General features: G+C 67.5%; 16 protein-coding genes, 1 tRNA gene and 1 riboswitch. Of the genes, 9 read left to right on the top strand and 8 right to left on the bottom strand.

Annotation, left to right across the window (positions count from 1 at the left end):
* Positions 1-162: 162 nt before the first annotated feature.
* Both ACTJK0_RS16400 and ACTJK0_RS16395 read left to right on the top strand, forming a co-directional pair.
* Positions 163-906, top strand: a complete 744-nt coding sequence (locus ACTJK0_RS16400; RefSeq protein WP_440745901.1) for a hypothetical protein — start codon at positions 163-165, stop codon at positions 904-906.
* A gap of 33 nt (positions 907-939) precedes the next feature.
* Positions 940-1,476, top strand: a complete 537-nt coding sequence (locus ACTJK0_RS16395) for a GNAT family N-acetyltransferase (RefSeq protein ID WP_110544972.1) — start codon at positions 940-942, stop codon at positions 1,474-1,476.
* 112 nt (positions 1,477-1,588) lie between these two features.
* Here the strand turns inward: ACTJK0_RS16395 and ACTJK0_RS16390 are convergent.
* Positions 1,589-1,678 (bottom strand) — tRNA-Ser (locus ACTJK0_RS16390).
* 108 nt (positions 1,679-1,786) lie between these two features.
* Between ACTJK0_RS16390 and ACTJK0_RS16385 the strand changes: the two genes are divergently transcribed.
* The 4 genes from ACTJK0_RS16385 (at position 1,787) to ACTJK0_RS16370 (ending at position 6,058) form a co-directional block, all read left to right on the top strand.
* On the top strand, positions 1,787-3,292 hold the full coding sequence (locus ACTJK0_RS16385) for a DUF222 domain-containing protein (RefSeq protein WP_440745900.1): 1,506 nt from the start codon (positions 1,787-1,789) through the stop codon (positions 3,290-3,292).
* 241 nt (positions 3,293-3,533) lie between these two features.
* Positions 3,534-4,574 (top strand): dehydrogenase, encoded by a 1,041-nt coding sequence (locus tag ACTJK0_RS16380; protein ID WP_440745899.1) that lies wholly within the window; start codon positions 3,534-3,536, stop codon positions 4,572-4,574.
* A gap of 3 nt (positions 4,575-4,577) precedes the next feature.
* Positions 4,578-4,973 carry a 6-pyruvoyl trahydropterin synthase family protein gene (locus ACTJK0_RS16375; RefSeq protein ID WP_440745898.1) on the top strand — a complete coding sequence of 132 codons (396 nt, stop codon included), beginning with the start codon at positions 4,578-4,580 and terminating at the stop codon, positions 4,971-4,973.
* A 2-nt stretch (positions 4,974-4,975) separates the two neighbouring features.
* Positions 4,976-6,058, top strand: a complete 1,083-nt coding sequence (locus ACTJK0_RS16370) for a glycosyltransferase family 4 protein (protein WP_440745897.1) — start codon at positions 4,976-4,978, stop codon at positions 6,056-6,058.
* Between the two features lie 49 nt (positions 6,059-6,107).
* On the opposite strand, the gene ACTJK0_RS16365 is transcribed toward ACTJK0_RS16370, so the two are convergent.
* The gene (locus ACTJK0_RS16365) at positions 6,108-6,614 is read right to left on the bottom strand and encodes a nucleoside deaminase (protein ID WP_110544982.1); all 507 of its coding nucleotides are present in this window, start codon (positions 6,612-6,614) and stop codon (positions 6,108-6,110) included.
* 56 nt (positions 6,615-6,670) lie between these two features.
* Between ACTJK0_RS16365 and ACTJK0_RS16360 the strand changes: the two genes are divergently transcribed.
* The 3 genes from ACTJK0_RS16360 to ACTJK0_RS16350 are packed head-to-tail and all read left to right on the top strand — an operon-like array spanning position 6,671 to position 8,557.
* Positions 6,671-7,474: a phosphatase PAP2 family protein gene (locus tag ACTJK0_RS16360; RefSeq protein WP_440745896.1), complete on the top strand. Its 804-nt coding sequence runs from the start codon at positions 6,671-6,673 to the stop codon at positions 7,472-7,474.
* A gap of 12 nt (positions 7,475-7,486) precedes the next feature.
* Positions 7,487-8,122, top strand: coding sequence for a uracil phosphoribosyltransferase (gene upp / locus ACTJK0_RS16355; protein ID WP_043451999.1), 636 nt, complete (start codon positions 7,487-7,489; stop codon positions 8,120-8,122).
* Between the two features lie 45 nt (positions 8,123-8,167).
* The gene (locus ACTJK0_RS16350; protein WP_110544987.1) at positions 8,168-8,557 is read left to right on the top strand and encodes a glyoxalase superfamily protein; all 390 of its coding nucleotides are present in this window, start codon (positions 8,168-8,170) and stop codon (positions 8,555-8,557) included.
* Positions 8,558-8,630: 73 nt separating this feature from the next.
* On the opposite strand, the gene ACTJK0_RS16345 is transcribed toward ACTJK0_RS16350, so the two are convergent.
* The 6 genes from ACTJK0_RS16345 to ACTJK0_RS16320 all read right to left on the bottom strand — a co-directional run bounded on the left by ACTJK0_RS16345 (position 8,631) and on the right by ACTJK0_RS16320 (position 17,622).
* Positions 8,631-9,341 carry a hypothetical protein gene (locus tag ACTJK0_RS16345; protein ID WP_110544988.1) on the bottom strand — a complete coding sequence of 237 codons (711 nt, stop codon included), beginning with the start codon at positions 9,339-9,341 and terminating at the stop codon, positions 8,631-8,633.
* A 5-nt stretch (positions 9,342-9,346) separates the two neighbouring features.
* A riboswitch (cyclic di-AMP (ydaO/yuaA leader) is annotated at positions 9,347-9,507 on the bottom strand.
* A 139-nt stretch (positions 9,508-9,646) separates the two neighbouring features.
* On the bottom strand, positions 9,647-11,773 hold the full coding sequence (locus ACTJK0_RS16340) for an ArnT family glycosyltransferase (protein WP_440745895.1): 2,127 nt from the start codon (positions 11,771-11,773) through the stop codon (positions 9,647-9,649).
* 6 nt (positions 11,774-11,779) lie between these two features.
* On the bottom strand, positions 11,780-13,903 hold the full coding sequence (locus tag ACTJK0_RS16335) for an ArnT family glycosyltransferase (protein ID WP_440745894.1): 2,124 nt from the start codon (positions 13,901-13,903) through the stop codon (positions 11,780-11,782).
* Complete coding sequence (locus ACTJK0_RS16330; protein ID WP_440745893.1) at positions 13,900-15,306, bottom strand: glycosyltransferase; 1,407 nt, start codon at positions 15,304-15,306, stop codon at positions 13,900-13,902. Before ACTJK0_RS16330 ends, ACTJK0_RS16335 begins: the two co-directional genes overlap by 4 nt.
* Before the next feature lie 86 nt (positions 15,307-15,392).
* Positions 15,393-16,904: a HAMP domain-containing sensor histidine kinase gene (locus tag ACTJK0_RS16325; RefSeq protein ID WP_440745892.1), complete on the bottom strand. Its 1,512-nt coding sequence runs from the start codon at positions 16,902-16,904 to the stop codon at positions 15,393-15,395.
* Positions 16,882-17,622, bottom strand: coding sequence for a response regulator transcription factor (locus ACTJK0_RS16320; RefSeq protein ID WP_440745891.1), 741 nt, complete (start codon positions 17,620-17,622; stop codon positions 16,882-16,884). The genes ACTJK0_RS16325 and ACTJK0_RS16320 overlap by 23 nt, the downstream gene beginning before the upstream one ends.
* Between the last annotated feature and the right edge of the window lie 29 nt (positions 17,623-17,651).

Genomic DNA, 17,651 nt, shown 5'->3' with positions numbered 1-17,651 from the left:
AATAAGGCTGCTTACTTTCTAGTCCGTGGACGGACTTGGAGTCAAGGGCAGCCGGTGGCACGGCGTGCAGGGACGCAGCGTTCCGTGGGGGCTTTGGACTCTGGGACTAAGGGCAGTCCGGTTTGTAGGCTCCGTGGATACCGGACTTCAAGGAGGTGTGCCATGGGCAGGATGATGCCGTACGTGATGGCGATTAGCGCGCCATCGCTGCGCGCCCCGCACGCAACGGCTGGTTTCGGCCGGCGGTTTACGGGCTTTCTTGGTCTTGCCGCGGCAGCCGGTTTCCTGACCCACGCTGTGTTGCCGCGCATGCTGGGAACGTGGGGTGCAACGGATACCGAAAAGGCCATGCCCCTGCCGGGCGACGACTTGGTCCCCGACGCCGATGAAGTCCAAACGATGGCCGTCACCATCCCCGCCCGCCCGGAGGACGTGTGGCCATGGCTGGTGCAAATGGGTGTGGACCGTGCGGGCCTGTATTCCTACACGTGGGTGGAAAACGGGCTGCTCCACCTGGGGGTCACCAACGCGGACCGCATCCATCCCGAGTGGCAGGACTTGAAGGTGGGCGACATTATTGCCTTTACGCCGGATGGATACCCCGGCGGGCGGCATGGCCCGCGCGTGGTCGCCCTGGAACCCGGCCGGCACCTGGTCCTCGATTCCAGTCCGGGCGCGCCCCCGGGCACCGTGACCGGGACCTGGCAGTTCGTCCTCCGTGCTGCCGGCGACTCAGCCACGCGGCTGCTCCTGAGGACCCGCTATGGTTCCCGGCGTCCCACCAGCCTCCGCGTCACCGATTTCATACTCCGGCCCGCCTACCTGGTGATGGACCGGGCCATGCTGCTGGGCATCAGGAAGCGGGCCGGCGTGCAGGGGCAGGCCACACCGCCGTCGGCCCCTTAGCCGCGCACACCGCCACCCGCGTAGTCTGGCCCCGTGGACTTCTCCTGTGAACTTTCCGAAGGCATTCTCCTTCGTCCTGTCCGGAAGTCCGATGCAGTGCCACTGGCAGCTGCCTTTCAAGCCAACCGGTCCCACCTTGCCCCGTGGGAGCCGGTCCGTCCGGAGAGTTTTTATTCGGTAGAGGGCCAGCGGGAGGTGATCGGCAGGCGGCTGGCCGAGCTTCACGCGGGCACGGCGGTGCCCCTGGTGCTGGCAGGAGATGCAGGCATTGTGGGACTGCTGAATCTCAGCTCAATCGTGCGCGGCGCATTCCAGAACGCCCATCTGGGCTACTGGATCTCCGATTCCTTCCAGGGGAGAGGGCTGATGACGGCGGCGGTAGCTGCCGCCACCCAACTCGCGAAAGTTAATTTGGGCCTCCACCGCCTTGAGGCCGCAACGCTGGTCCACAACACGGCGTCCCAAAGGGTGCTGGAAAAGAACCGTTTCGAGGCGTACGGCACGGCCCGCGCCTACCTGAGGATCGCCGGCGAGTGGCAGGACCACAGGATGCACCAGCTGATTCTCTAGCAGGCTGCGGCCACACCCGGAGTCAGGCGACAACAGGTTCCTGCCCCTTGCCGAAACGGCAAGCAAAAGGCCCTGCTTCCCTTTGTCGAGGGAGAAGCAGGGCCTTTCTACGTGGCGGTGACGGTGGGATTTGAACCCACGTTGGCTTTTACACCAAACAACATTTCGAGTGTTGCACCTTCGGCCGCTCGGACACGTCACCAACCTCAATAGGGTACCGGAGCATGGCCTGCATCCCCAAAACGGCCTGCGGCGAATGCTCACGCCGCTTCCGATCCTCATTGTCGTACCCCCTTGTCATGATGGGTTTATGGGGACAGCGGCGGTGGTGAAGGCGTTCGGGGATATCCGGGCGGCCCTTGCCGTGCTCAATGCTGAGGTTGATGGGGCGGGGTTGGTGCCGTTTTCGGTGGGGGATCCGTTGGCTGGGTTGGCGGATGGGTGCCTGGACATTTTGGCCGGGTCACGGGAGGTGGAGGCCGGGTTCGCGGGGTTGAAGGCGAAGGCTGCGGTGAAGTATTCGGAGTCAGCTTTTGCTGTTGCGGGCCCGGATGTGCCGGTGGTGGCGCAGGAGATGGCGGTCGCGGCGGAAATCGGGTGCGTGCTGGCCCTTGGTCCGCGGGCGGCGGGTTCGTTCCTGGCCACCTCCCACGCCCTGACCGCCGGGTTGCCGCGGACCTTGGAGGCTTTGCAGGCCGGGACGATCTCGTGGCAGCACGCGGTGGTGATGGCGGACGAGACCGCGGGTCTTGATCCTGTTGGGGTGGCGGCCTTGGAAGCCCATTTCCTTGATCCCGAAGCACCGGATGCGGCGCGGGGCTGCCCGGCCGGGGAGTTGCCGGCGCACCGGTTCCGGGTCAAGGCCCGGACGTGGCGGGAACGCCACCACGCTGAGAGTATCGAGGAACGGCACGCCAAGGGGGTGGCGGAGCGGCGGGTGGAGTTCCGGCCGGACCGGGACGGGATGGCCTGGTTGTCTGCGTACCTTCCAGCGGACCAGGCCCAGGCGGGGTGGAACGGGCTCACCGCGGTCGCCCGGTCCTTGCAGGGGCCGGACGAACCCCGGACCCTGACCCAGCTCCGCGCGGACACCTTCACCGCCGCAATCCTTGGCAGCACCACCACGAACGCCAGCGACACCCGCGGCAGCGGCAGCTTCACGGAGGGTGCGGGGGCCGTCCGGGACCGCGTGCATTCACCGATCCGGGCGCAGGTGCTGGTCACTGTTCCGGTGTGTGCGTTGCTGGGCGTGAGTGATGAGCCGGCAATGCTGGATGGGTACGGGCCGGTCCCGGCGTCGATGGCGCGGCGGCTCGTCGCGGACGGTGCCGGTTCGTTCTACCGGGTGTTGGTGGACCCGCGGGACGGGGCTCCGTTGGAAATCGGCAGGACCAGCTACCGGGTCACGAAAGCGATGCGGGCCTGGCTGAGGATGCGGGACGGCAAGTGCCCATTCCCGGGCTGCAGCAACAACTCCCTGGATAACGATGCCGACCACATCCTCGCCCGGGCCAAAGGCGGCACTACCGGGACCAGGAACCTGGGACAGCCCTGCCCGAAACACCACAAACTCCGCCACAGTACAGGCTGGAAACCCACCCCCGCGACCAAGAACGAACCACCCGGCTGGACCTCACCCACCGGCCGCCACTACCAAAGCGAACACCAGGACTGGGAACCATCACAATGGCCACGGCTGGTACTGGAACCAAGGCTGTCTGAAGGGAGCGTGGCCGTTTCCGTGGACCTGGCCAGGGTGGGCTTCTCCCCGGGGGAGGAATGGCTCGAACGCATCCTCCACCCGCCCTCGGCGTGAGAGGCCCGGCCTCCCTCCGCTTGAGGTACCGCATCATCTGCCTGAGCAGTCCAGACTCAATCCGTATGAGATGAACCCGCCCCTCCGCTTGACGGGTGCGCGCTCAATCCCAACGGCTCTCATGCCCCTCCCAATGCCCTCGCGCATCCCCGTGCACCGAAGGGCAACCGCTGCAGGATAGAGGGCCACGCGCCGTCGGACTTTCGCCGTCCCCGCACGTCCGGCTAGATTCGTCAGCAAGATGACAAATTCACAGAATCCGATCCACGCCACCGCATACTGGACCACCGCCAAGGAACACGGCGAGCTCAGGGCTGAGGAGGTTCCCGCACCAGGGCCGGGCGAGGCCTTGGTGCGTGCCTTGTACTCCGGGATCAGCAAGGGCACCGAGATGGTGGTCCACGCGGGGGCCGTGCCGCCCCGGGTAGCGGAGGCTATGCGGGCTCCCCACCAGGAAGGGCAGTTTCCGGGGCCCGTAAAGTTCGGGTACCTCTCGGTGGGAGTCGTGGAGGACGGACCCGCGGAATGGAAAGGCCAGCGCGTCTTCTGCTTGAACCCCCACCAGGACCTCTACGTAGTTCCCGTGGACTCCTTGACCAGGATCCCCGACGATGTCCCCTCCCGCCGGGCCGTCCTCACCGGCACCGTGGAAACCGCGGTCAACGCGCTGTGGGAAGCCGGGCCGCGGCTGGGGGACCGGATCGCCGTCGTGGGCGCCGGCCTGGTGGGCGGCATGGTCGCCACCCTGCTGGGCAAATTCCCGCTGCAGCGACTGCAGCTGGTGGACCTCGATCCCGGGAGGAAACAGCTCGCAGACACGCTGGGAGTGGACTTCGCGCACCCGGACAACGCGCTGGCCGACTGCGACATCGTGTTCCACTGCTCTGCATCCCAGGAAGGCCTGGAACGCAGCCTGCAGCTCGTGGGCGATGAAGGCGACGTCATCGAGATGTCCTGGTACGCCAACCGCGAGGTCACCGTCCCGCTGGGAGAGGACTTCCACGCCAGGCGGCTGTCCATTCGGGCAAGCCAGGTGGGCACGGTGGCACGCGCCCGCCGGCACCGCCGGACCAACGCCGACCGCCTGGACCTCGCCATATCGCTGCTCAAGGACCCCGTCTTCGAAGCGTTCCTGACCGGTTCCTCCCGGTTCGAGGACCTCCCGGACGTGGTGCAAAGCCTGGCGGACGGCAGCCTGGCTGCCCTTTGCCACGTGGTGGAGTACCCGGCCACCAGTCCCGCAGCCAGCCCAGCCACCCCCAACCCGGAAAACTTGAGGTAACCCATGTTCAGCCTGACCGTCCGCCGCCACTTCATGATCGCCCACAGCCTTCCCCGGGAAGCGTTTGGTCCAGCCCAGGGACTGCATGGGGCAACCTTCGTGGCCGAAGTTGCCTTCCGCCGTCGCGCACTGAACAACGACGCAATCGTCCTGGATATCGGGGCCGCCGGCACCATCATCGAGGAAGTGCTGGCAGGCCTGAACTACCGGAACCTGGACGAACACCCCGATTTCCAGGGTAAACTCAGCACCACCGAAGCCCTCGCCGAGTACGTCGCCCAGCAGGTGGGCACCCGGATCAAGGACACCGACGACGGCCGGGAACTCGCAGGAATTGACGTCACCTTACGCGAGAATCCGGACGCCTGGGCCACCTATTCCCTGGACCTCACCGCCTAGCCATGCGCCCCATCCGGCTGCTGGTCCCCGGCAACATTCACCACAGCTCCGGCGGGAACGTCTATAACGCCCGTCTGGTGGCTGGCCTGCAGTCCCATGGTTGCGAGGTTGAGGTCGTTGCCGTTGAGGGAAGCTGGCCGGAGGCCGGTGCCGCGGAACGACGCCGGCTGGGCAGCCTTCTTGGGGCGTGGGAACCGGAAGCGGGGCCCGGCCGGCCAGTGGTCATCGTGGACGGGCTGGTGGCGGTGGGTGCCCCCGATGAACTGGAACTCGCGGACAAAGCGGGGCGGGAAACATGGGTCCTGGTGCATATGCCCGTGCCGGAGAGCTCCGGAACAGCAGCTCTTGCCAGCGAAGCCCGGGCACTCCGGGCAGCAACAGGAGTGATCTGCACCAGTACCTGGGCCGCTGCAAAGCTTGCGCACCGTGGGCTGCCGAAGCCCGGAGTCGCCCTTCCCGGCGTTACTCCCGCTCCCCAAGCCGAAGGTTCCATACCCCTGCACCTCATCGTGGTGGCGGCGCTGCTGCCGAATAAGGACCAGCTGCTCGCAGTCGAGGCCCTGGCCAAGGTGCAGGATCTTCCATGGTCTGCGTCCCTAGTAGGCTCGGACCTGGCCGACCCGGACTACGCGCAGGAGGTGCGTGGCGCCATCGCGGCCCACGGGCTCGAGCAGCGCGTGCGGCTCACGGGGGAACTCACCGGCGACCCCCTCGAAGCCGAATGGGCGCGGGCAAACCTCAGCCTCCTCGTCTCCCGGCAGGAGGCCTTTGGCATGGCTGTTACCGAATCCCTTGCCCACGGTGTCCCGGTCCTGGTCCGTGAAGGGACAGGTGCGGTGGAGGCTCTTTCCTTGGCCAGCCTGGTGTCGGCCGACGGCGGGCCCCGGCTCCCCGGCGCGGCGCTGCCCCTTCCCGAGGGAGGGCGGGAGAGCCCCGGCCGGCTGGCCGGCGTCCTCCGCCGCTGGCTTGAGGATCCGGGCACCAGGGAGGCCTGGCATGCGGCGGCCCTGGACGCCCGGCCACGGCTGCCGGACTGGAACAGCACCGCGAGGCAGGTCCTGGCCATGCTGGGGGAGCGCGACTGACCGCGGTTCCGGGAGACGCGCCACGCTCCGGCTCCAGGAGCTTCGCAGCTCAGATCGTGCTGCGGTGCCCCGCGAAAAACTCGCGCAGCAACGAGCCGCACTCCTCACCCCGGACGCCGGGGTATACCTCAACCCAGTGATTGAGCCGCCGTTCACGGAGGATGTCGAACACAGAGCCGGCGGCGCCTGCCTTTTCGTCCCAGGCCCCGAAGACCACCCGCGGGATCCGGGCCAGCACAATCGCCCCAGCACACATGGCACAGGGTTCCAGGGTGACCACCAAGGTGCAGTCGGACAACCGCCAGCCATCGCCGGCGCCGCCCTCCAGCCTGGCCAGCTCCTGCAACCGCCGGGCCGCCTCCCGGATGGCCACCACCTCGGCGTGGGCCGTGGGGTCGCCCAGTTCCTCGCGCTGGTTGCGGCCGGAACCCAGCACACCGCCGTCGGGCCCTATCACCACGGCCCCGATCGGCACGTCCTCCGTTGTCAGCGCCCGCCGGGCCTCCGCAAGGGCAAGGCCCATCCAGGCATGGTATTTCTTTTCCGGCAAGGGCATGGCTCAATGATAGTTTCGAGGGATATTCAGGTTACTTACCGACGCCGGGAGGCACCATGGACACTCTTCGGGACCGCATAAGTATTTGGTTCAAACCCTATGCGGCGCTGGTCCTCACTATCCTGGTGGGCGGCGTCGTCATCGTGTCGCTGGCGCTGCTCGGTGCGGAAGTCTACGACAACGTGGTGGACTCCGCCGGTCTGGCCAACATGGACAAGCCTGCCCTGGCCTTCGCCGAAAGCCTGCGCAGCCCGGCGCTCGATGCCTTCGTCACCGGCTTCACCAACATCGGCGGCGGCATCGGCATGCCCATCCTGGCCAGCATCCTCACCGCCTGGCTGACCTACCTCAGCAGGAACTGGCGGCCGCTGGTCCTGATCGGCGGGGCAGCAGCAGCGTCGATCACGGCCACCACGTTCGGCAAGAAGCTGGTGGGCCGCACCCGCCCGGACCACGCGGACGCTGTTCCCCCGTTCGAGGACTCGCCATCCTTCCCCAGCGGCCACACCCTGAACACCACGGTGGTCATCAGCCTGGTGGTGTACCTCATCTGCCTCCAGTTCCACACCATGCGGGTCCGCGTCGCTGCCATTACGGCCGGCACCATCTTCATCATCGCCATGGGCCTGAGCCGCGTCTTCCTGGGGCACCACTGGCTGACGGACGTCATGGCAGGGTGGCTTCTGGGCCTCACCTGGGTCGGTGTGGTGATTATGGCCCACCGGCTGTTCCACCTTGTCCGCAGGCGGGAGCACGCCGGTGCCGCGCCGTCGTTCGACCGTCCGATCGTGCGCGATGTCGTCGCCGAGGAAGTGCACGAGCACGGAAGCTCCGGACCCGGGAAGGGCAGCGCCGGATGATAGTTTTGGGGGATGCGTACTCTCGTTGTTGACCACCCCCTGGTCGCCCACAAGCTCACCGTCCTGCGGGACAAGAACACGCCGTCTCCTGTCTTCCGGCAGCTGACGGAAGAGCTGGTGACCCTGCTGGCCTATGAGGCCACCCGGGAAGTCCGCACCGAGCCCGTCACCATCGAAACGCCCGTCAGCACCACCATCGGCACCGCATTCACCAAACCCACCCCGCTGGTTGTCCCCATCCTCCGCGCCGGGCTGGGGATGCTGGAGGGCATGACCAAGCTGGTCCCCACCGCTGAAGTGGGCTTCCTGGGCATGGCGCGGGACGAGGAAACGCTGGACATCATCACCTACGCGGAGCGCCTCCCTGAGGACCTGACCGGCCGCCAGGTCTTCGTCCTGGACCCCATGCTGGCAACGGGCGGCACCCTGCGCGAGGCCATCAAGTTCCTCTTCAAGCGCGGCGCGTCCGACGTCACCTGCATCTGCCTGCTCGCCGCGCCGGAAGGCCTTGCCAGGCTGGAGGAGGAGCTGTCCGGGGCCAATGTGCACATTGTCCTGGCCTCCATCGACGAGAAACTCAACGAAAAGTCCTATATCGTTCCTGGCCTTGGCGACGCCGGCGACCGCCTCTACGGCATCGCAGGGTAGTTATTCACCCTTTTTCAAACGGTTTCCTGCCGCTAGCCTGAGCGGATGGACTGGAAACTCGAGCTCGTGTTTGTCCCCGTATCCGACGTCGACCGGGCCAAGGACTTCTACGTCAACAAGGTTGGCTTCAACGCCGACTATGACGAGCGGCCCTCGGACTCCATCCGCTTCGTGCAGTTGACGCCGCCAGGCTCCGCCTGCTCCATCTGCATCGGCGAAGGACTCATGGACGCCCCGCCAGGCTCCGGATCCAACCTCCAGATGGTGGTCAATGACATCAAGGCCGCCCACGATTTTTTGAAGAACAACGGCGTGGACGTCAGCGACATCGACGTGCAGGACTGGGGCCACTTCGTCCATTTCGCCGATCCAGACGGAAACAGGTGGTCAGTGCAGTACATTCCGTGGCGGAATGAGGGGCAGGCCAACCCTTAAAGCAAGCCGCGGACCGCATCATGTGAGGCGGCCCGCGGCTTGCGCTGCAGTTCCCCGTTGCGGGGTGACCTGCTTAGTACCAGTTGTGTGCCAAGTGGAAGTCCAGGGCACCGCAGGGCGACTGGTAGCTCTTCTTGATGTAGTCCAGGCCCCAGTTGATCTGCGTGCGGTAGTTGGTGAGGTAGTCCGCACCGGCGCTCGCCATCTTCTCCGCGGGCAGGGACTGGACGATCCCGTAGGCCCCGCTGCTGGCGTTGGTGGCGGTGGTGGTCCAGTCTGATTCCTTGGTCCAGAGCGTCTGCAGGCATTGCATCTGATCCGGGCCCCAGCCGAAGGAGGCCAGCTGGCCGGCGGCGTACGCCTGGGCGCCGGCGGGGTCGTTAATTGCGACGGCGGGAGCCGGCTCCGGTGCCGGGGCGGGCTCGGGTGCCGGGGCGGGTGCGGGAGCCGCGGGCGCCGGTGCGGGCGCTGCCGGGGCCGGTTCTGCTGCCTGCGGCGCGACCGTAATGGCTGCCGGGGCGGGGGTGGCTGCCGGGTTGGAACGGATCTCGCTCTTCTCAATGCTCATTTGGGAGTCGGCCGCTGCCGTGGAAGTGTTGGACTCGGTCGATGACACTGGAGTCATGCTGCTGGTGGCCTGACCTGCCGCGCCTACCCCCACCAGCACGGCGCACGATGCTGCGAGAATTCCCGCGCGCTGGCCCAGGGTGGTTTTCTTGGCCTGCTTGGCGGCCCGGTGTTTAGCCTTGGCCTGCAGGCGTGCTTCTGCCGTGTTTTTGGACATGATTGATCGCCTCTCACACCTGCGGAGTTAGCTGTCGGGTTCGGATGAGGGCATCCGGCCGTACGGAAAGAACACGTACTGGCTTAACCCCAAGGGCATGCATTGCCCGGGACGGTGGGTCCCCCGCCTCTGCCGTAGCTCAATCGGAATCCGGGGAAGCGGCAGAGCTTGGCGTCAACCCGGGATATGCGGCCCGAACGGGGACCGCACCCAATCGACGGTACAGGAATGAAACGCGAAAGTCACATTTAGGTAACGGAAGTCACGGCCGCAGCGCGTCGAATTGCTCCAGGTTTCAGTTCGGATCAGGCGGCGAGTTGGTAGACCGTGGTCCCGCCGATGCTTTGCGCGGCGAAGTTTTCGGCTACCCACTGTGCAATCCGGGTGGCAGCGTCTGAGCCGGTGCTGGACCGCATGGTTGCGCCGGCAATGAAGTAGTGGATCTTCCCCTTCGACACCAGCTCCTGGAACTGCTCAAGGGTGGGGGAGGGATCGGTGCCGTTGAAGCCGCCGATCGCCATCACGGGGAGTTCCGTTGCCAGTTGGTAACCGGCCGCATTATTGGAACCCACCACCGCCGCGGCCCAGGTGTACCCCGCTGCACCGTTCTTCAGCGCTGCCACCAGGTCTGCCGACGGGGTGGGGGCGCCGAGAAGACCACCCATAGCGCCACCTCCACCGCCGCCACGTCCGGCGGCCCCGCCAGCTCCGCCCTGGCCCTGGCCTTGTCCGGCCTGACCGCCGAACTGCCGGGCACTGCCGCCCGTGCCGGGCCCACCGGCCCTGTTGCCGGCGAACCCGCCCGGGCCGCCGAATGCTGTCGCCGGACCGGCGCTGACAATGGCCCCGCTGTGGGCCGTCGCCGCAGTGGAGATGGAGAACGCCAGCGGTCCGGCGAGCGATGCCGCAATGGCGAGCGCCGCCGTCGTCCGCTGCACTGCTGCCGTCCACCGGGCCGCCGTCGTCCACGGGGCCGCCGTCGTCCACTGCGTGGAGCGCAGGCGAAGAAGCCTGCCCAGTCCAACCCCGGCCGCGGCCGCCAAGCCCGCTGCCAGGACCAGCCCGCGTAGCCAGGGACCGTAGGCGGTGGTTGTGCCCAGCAGCTGGAACGCCATGACTGCCGCCGCTGCTGTGGCTGAAGACAGGGCAATGGCCGCGGCCGGCTGGTGCCGGTGCTGCCACAGGAGAACTCCGCCCAACCCTGCAAGCCCGGCTATGCCGGGTGCCAGTGCCACCGCGTAGTAGGGGTGGATGATGCCGGACATGAAGCTGAACACCAGGCCGGTCACCAGTACCCACGAGCCCCAGATGATGACGCTGGCGCGCACCATGTCGGTCCGCGGGGCCCGCCGGCCCACCCAGAGAAGGCCAGCGGCTAGGATCAGGGCGGACGGCAGGAGCCATGCGATCTGGCCGCCGAACTCGCTGCTGAACATCCGCAGCAGCCCCGGAACGCCCCAGCCATTGCCGCCGCCCACGCTGCCTGTTTCGTCGCCGGTCAGCCGGCCCAGGCCGTTGTAGCCCAGCGTCAGCTCCAGGATGGAGTTGTTTTGTGAGCCGCCGATGTAGGGGCGCACGCTGGCCGGTGTCAGCTCCACCGCCAGGAGCCACCATCCGGCGGAAGCCGCCATCGCGGCACTGGTGCCAGCGAGCCAGAGCAGGCGCCGCCCCATCCTGCCCCGGGCCGCTACCAGGAACGCCAGGGCAAAGCCGGGAACCACCAGCAGCACCTGCAACTGCTTGGCCAGGAACCCGAAGCCAAGAAATACCCCCGCCAGCACAAGCCACCCCAGCCGTTCATCCTGGATGGCACGGAGGACCGCGTAGGCGGCCGCCGTCATGAGCAGCACCAGCAGGGCGTCCGGGTTGTTGAACCGGAACATCAGCGTGGCCACGGGGGTGAGGGCAAGGACCGCGGCGGCCAGCAGCCCGGCCCGATGCGCGAGCTTTGCGTCACCGGTGGCCGGTACTGCCGCCCGCCGGACGGCGAGGTAGAGCAGCCAGACCGCGCCGACCCCCATCAGCGCTTCGGGCACAAGGATGCTCCAGGAATTCAGCCCGAAGAGCCGGACGGACAACCCCGTGATCCACAGCGACGCCGGCGGCTTGTCCACCGTGATGGAGTTTGCGGCATCGGAGGAACCGAAGAACCAGGCTGTCCAGTCCTGCGATCCGGCCTGGGCTGCCGCCGAGTAGAACGCATTGGCCCAGCCGGACGCCCCCAGGTTCCAGAGGTACAGCACGGCCGTGCCCGCCAGGACTGCTGCCAGTTCCAGCCGCTGCGCGAGGGCAGGTCGGGGCCGCCGGACGCCAGAGCCGTCCTTTCCGCTCCCCCTGGCGGTACGGGTTGTTTCGGCTGCCTGTCCCGGACGGGACGGCACAAGGCTGGTGGCGGTGCGTCGATATGTGGTGCTGGTGAAGCGGCCGGCCATGGCGTCCTACTTGGTGAGTTGGTACACGGTGGAGTTGCCCACCGTCTGGGCCTGGAAGTTGGCCTGGACCCAGGCAACCACCTCCGAGTTGCCGCCCCGGCCGCCCCGGCCGCCCATGCCGCCGCCCATCCCTCCGCCGCCTTCGATGAAGTAACTGATCTCGCCCTTGGCGACCATGTCCTGGAACTCGGCGAGCGTGGGGTAGGGGTCACCGCCATTCCAGCCGCCCAGCGCGATGACGCTGGTGTTCGAGGCAAGTTCCAGGCCGGCTGCCTGACTGGCGCCCGAGACGATGGCGGACCATTTCGTGGTGGTGGAGGAGAGCAGCGTGGTCACGGCGGCGTCGGCGGTACCTTCACCGGGACCGCCTGCTCCGCCGGCACCGGGACCACCAGCACCGCCGGGAAGGCCATTGGCAGGGACGAAGCCTTCTGCACCGGCAGCAGCGTCCGCGGCGGCGTCCCTGCCGTCTGTGCGGTCACCGCGGAGTCCTGCGGCCCGGCTGCCGAAGCCGCCGGCTGACAACCCCGCCGGCCCCGACGTCGGAATGGAACCCGAATGTGCCGTGGCGGCCGTGGCGAGGGTCCACGCGGCGGTTCCCAGTCCACCGGCCAGGAGGGATACGACGACGACGGCGGCCGCGCCTGCGCGCCGGAAGCGTCCGGAGGTTCCTACTGCGTCCAGGCGGAACAGGACTGCGGCAGCGGCAACGACGCCGAGGACGATGATCGCTATGCGCAGCCAAGGGAGCCACGCGGCGTCCCGGCCCAGGAGTACGGCGGACCAGATGGAGGTGCCGAGGATGGCCGCTGCGAGGACGGTCCGGGCCGGCCAGTACGCGCGGCCGCGCCAGAGTTCGACGGCGCCGATGCCCACCAGTGCCGCGATGGCCGGTGCCAGTGCCACCGAGTAATAGGGGTGGACGATGCCGCTCATGAAGCTGAAGACCCCGGCCGTGACCAGGAGCCAGCCGCCCCACAGGATCAGTGCCGCCCGGCTCGTTGAGGTGCGGACTTCGCGGCGGGTGAACCAGAGGCCTGCCAGCAGCAGGACCAGGGCCGCGGGCAGCAACCACGACACTTCGCCGCCAAAGCTGGTCCCGAACATCCGCAGCAGGCCCGCCGCGCCGCCGAATCCGCTGTTGCCGCCGCCGAAGCCGGGTGCGCCGCTGAAACCGCCTGCGGGTGCGCCGCCCGCGCCTGCCGCCCCGCCGCCGGGCACGCCCTCACCCGAGCCCGTGATGCGCGCCAGTCCGTTGTAGCCGAACGTCAGTTCCAGGAAGCTGTTGGTGGTGGACCCGGCCATGTACGGCCGTTCCGACGCCGGGGTCAACTGGAAGAGGGCGATGTAGCTGCCGGCTACAACGATGATGCCGCCCAGTGCGCCCAGCAGGTGCAGCAGCCGGCGCCCCAGCGTGGTGGGGGCCGCCCAAAGGTAGGCAAGCCCCAGCGCCGGTACCACCAGGAACCCCTGCAGCATTTTGGTGAGGAATGCAAGGCCGATCACGGCGCCGGCCGCCACGAGCCACTTCCAGCCCGCGCGTTCGATGGCCCGGGTGGTGAAGTACGCCGCCAGCACCAGGCAGAGGGAGAGCATCGCGTCAGGGTTGTTGAACTTGAACATCAGGGCAGCCACCGGCGTCAGCGCCAGGGCGCTCCCGGCCAGGAGGCCCGCCGCAGGTCCGGTGACCCGCTTGACCGCCAGGTACAGGAAGCCGACGGCGGCCACGCCCATGAGCGCTTCGGGCACCAGCATGCTCAGGGATGAGAAGCCGAAGATCCGGCCTGCCAGCGCCGGGATAAACAGCGCTGCGGGTGGTTTGTCAACGGTGATGGCGTTGCCGGCGTCGAGCGAGCCGAAGAGGAAGGCGGTCCAGTCCTTGGTGCCCGCCTGGATGGCGGCGGCGTAAAACGAGTTGCCGTAGCCCGTGGCTGCCAGGTTCCAGAGGTAGAGGACCGCCGTGGCCAGCAGGAGCCCCGCGGCTGACGGCCGGACCCAGCGCGGTTGGTTTCCGAACGCGTAGCGCTTCCAGCGGGGCGCGGTCCCGTCGGCTGCTGGCTGCAGGTCCGGGTCGGCAGAAGGTGCTGGCGTGTCGGCAGCGTGGCCGGCGGGAGAAATGGTGGAGGTCATGATGCTGCCGTTTCTGTGGAGGAGGTGGCTTGGGTGCCGGCTTCGGTGTCTTCGCCGGGCTCTGCTGCCGGAAAGGCGGTGCCGCCCGGGTCGCCCGTTTTCGCCCGCGGCGTCCGTTCCCGGAACACCCAGAGCCGGAACAGCAGAAACCGCACTGCCGTGGCCGCAAGGTTCGCCGCCACGACGGTGAGGACTTCCGCCCACCGGTCAGGCGTCGTCGTCCAGTGCACCAGGGCAAGTGCCCCCGAGGTGAGCACCAGGCCGATGCCGAACACGATCAGCCCCTCGAAATGGTGCCGGACCGGGTTGCCGCCCTGGATGCCGAACGTGAAGCGCCGGTTGGCTCCGGTGTTGGCAACGGCGGTGACCAGCAGGGCCAGGAAGTTTGCTAGCTGCGGATCCATGAAGCCGCGGCAAAACAGGAAGATCAGCAGGTAGGCAAGCGTTGAGGCGGCGCCGATGGCTGCGAACCGGACCAGCTGGCCGAAGAGGCTGCCGCGGCGGGTCTGTTCGTCGGCCCGCGACGACGCAGGCAGCGGCCCCCGCGCCAGGGCTGCGCGCAGTTCAGGGACCGGGATCCGGCCGTAGAGCAGGTCGCGGGTGAGCCGTGCCATCCCACGGATATCGGCCAGCGCCGTGCGGACCACATCAACGCTGGAATCGGGATCGTCGATCCAGTCCACGGGGACTTCATGGACCCGCAGGCCGCAGCGTTCGGCCAGGACCAGCAGCTCGGTGTCGAAGAACCAGGAGTTGTCTACCGTGTAGGGGAGGATCTGCTGTGCGACATCGGCCCGGATGGCCTTGAACCCGCACTGGGCATCACTGAACCGGGCAGCCATCAGGGAATGGAGCATCAGGTTGTAGCTGCGCGAAATGAACTCCCGCTTAGGCCCGCGGACAACGCGGGAGTTGCGGGTCAGGCGGGTGCCGATTGCCAGGTCCGAGTGCCCGGAAATCAGGGGTGCCAGCAACGGGGGCAGCGCCGCCAGATCGGTGGAAAGGTCCACGTCCATGTAGGCCAGGACCGGAGACGGGGAAGCAAGCCACACTTTCCGCAGCGCATTCCCGCGGCCCTTCTCATCCAGGTGGACCACCGTCACCTCCGGGAACTCGCGGGCCAGCCGTTCGGCGATCTTCAGGGTTCCGTCCGTGCTGGCGTTGTCCGCCACGGTGATCCGGAAAGTATGCGGGAAGGTATCCAGCAGGTGCCCATGGAGCCTGCGGAGGCATTCCTCAAGGTCGCGCTCCTCGTTGAAGACGGGGACGGTGACGTCAAGGACGGGGACGGCGGTGCGCGTGTCCACGGGGGCGCGCCGTACGGCACGTCCCCGGGAAGGAAGGCCCGGCGGCGCCACCGCGGCGTCCTGCAGGGTTCCTGAAGTGGAGTCGGTGAGCGTCATGCATCAACAGTGGCTCCACCGTATTTGTGGGCTTTAGGCACAACCTGTGACGTGGCTGTGTAAGTCAGGGCGGCGTGGAACGCAGGTCAGGATGCGGCGGAGCCAGCGGCCGGAAAGCGGACCGCGAACTCGGTCCTGCCCGGTCGGGAGACCAGCTCAACCGTGCCCCCGTGGGCCATGACGATGGATTCGACAATGGACAGGCCCAGGCCGGAGGAACCCTCGGAACCGGACCGGGCGGTGTCGGCGCGGGTGAAGCGCGAGAAGATGCTGCCCTGGAATTCGGCCGGTATGCCGGGCCCGTCATCGGTGACGGTGACCACCACGCTTCCGTCGGCCGAGCGCATCACGCCGGTGGTCACGGTGGTCCCCGGCGGCGTGTGCTTCCGGGCGTTGGAGAGCAGGTTCGCCAGCACCTGGTGGAGTTGCGTGGTGTCCCCGCGGACGGTCAGCGGCTCATCCAGCAACTGCAGCTGCCAGGTGTGGTCCGGGGCCATGACCTTCTCGTCGCTGACGGTTTCGACCACCAGCTGGGTCAGGTCCACGTCCGTGGTTTCGGTGGCCTTGCCTTCATCCAGCCTTGCCAGTAGCAGCAGGTCCTCCACCAGCGCGGTCATGCGCTCCGACTGGCTTTGGACGCGGCCCAGGGACTTTTGGCCGTCCTCGGTCAATGTTTCGGTCATCCGCATCAGTTCGGTGTAACCGCGGATGGCGGTCAGCGGTGTCCTCAACTCGTGGGAGGCATCTGCTACAAACTGGCGCACCTTCATCTCGCTGCGTTGCCGGGCTTCCAGCGCGCTGGAGACGTTCTCCAGCATCAGGTTCAGGGCGTGGCCCACACTGCCCACCTCCGTGGTGGGGTGCGCTGCGGAGGGCGGCACCCGCACCGCGAGCGCCACCTCACCGGCATCCAGGGGCAGCTTGGAAACCTTGGTGGCAACGTCGGACAGCTGTTCCAGCGGCCGCATGGTCCTGCGGATCAGGGCCGTGCCGGCCAGCCCGATCAGGACAAGGCCGCCCAGCGAGACCAGCACCATGGTCAGTACCAGTGAGGCCTCGGTGCTTTGCTTCATCGACAGCGGCAGTCCCGTGATCAACACATCGCCGTACGCGGTCTGCGTGGCCAGCACCCGGTAGTCGCCGTTGGACAGCCCGCGGTCCACCGGCAGGCCATCGTGAGGGAGTGCCTGCAGGGTGGCAACGTCGGAGGAGGTCAAGGATGTCCGCGTGAAGTCGGAGGAAAGGAAGCCAGCCTCCCTGCTAATCTGCCCGTTTACCACCCGGGCATTGAGCGTTCCCACGCTTTGGCCCCGCGCGTCGAGGGGATCGGGGCGGCCTGAGGGGTTTCCTTCGGGCGGCCGGCCGCGCGACGCCAGCTTCAGCTGCGCATCCAGTTGGTTGGTGAGGACCACGTCCATCGAGGCATAGCTGGCCACGCCGATCGCGCTGGAGATGGCCACCAGGAGCACCATGGAGAGCAGGATCAGGCGGGTGCGGAGATGCCAGGTGGAGGGGTTGAACCAGGACCGGCCGGCGGGCCGGGGGACACCGGAAAGAGACACGCGTTTCCTTCGGCTAGTCTGCGGGCTTGATGACATAGCCCGCGCCGCGCACGGTGTGGATCATCGGCGGGTGGCTCGCTTCGATCCTCTTGCGCAGGTAGGAGATGTAAAGTTCCACAATGTTGGCCTGGCCGCCGAAATCGTAATCCCACACATGATCCAGGATCTGGGCCTTGCTGACCACGCGCTTCGGGTTTTCCATTAGGTAGCGGAGGAGCTCGAACTGCGTGGCCGTCAGTTGGATGTCGTCCCCGGCGCGGGTGACTTCCCGGGTGTCCACGTTGAGGACAAGATCGCCCACCACCAGCTCGGCGGTGTCCATCGCGGCCACCCCGGAACGCTGTACCAGCCGGTGCAGGCGGAGCAGGACCTCCTCCATGCTGAAGGGTTTAGTGACGTAGTCGTCCCCGCCGGCGGCCAGCCCCACAATGCGGTCCTGGACATCGTCCTTGGCTGTCAGGAACAGCGCCGGCACCTCCGGCGCGAAGGCGCGGATCCTGCCCAGCAGCTCCACGCCGTCGAACCCCGGGAGCATCACATCAAGCACAAGCACGTCCGGGTGGAAGTCCTTGGCCAGTTTCACGGCCGTGGGTCCGTCGCCGGCCACGGCTACGGACCAGCCGGCCATGCGCAGGCCCATGCTCATGAGCTCCGACAGGCTGGGCTCGTCATCGACCACCAGGGCGCGGATGGGGGAACCGTCGGGGTGGGTTAGCTGGGGAAGGTTGTTGGTCATGGGGTGCGGGGGTGCCATGGGACAACTCTCCGATCTGTCGGTTAGCC

It is taken from the genome of Paenarthrobacter sp. 22069, from assembly GCF_052046035.1.
Lineage (GTDB): Bacteria > Actinomycetota > Actinomycetes > Actinomycetales > Micrococcaceae > Arthrobacter.
Note: the sequence above shows the minus strand (reverse complement) of the source record. Positions and strands in the feature narration are given on the sequence as shown.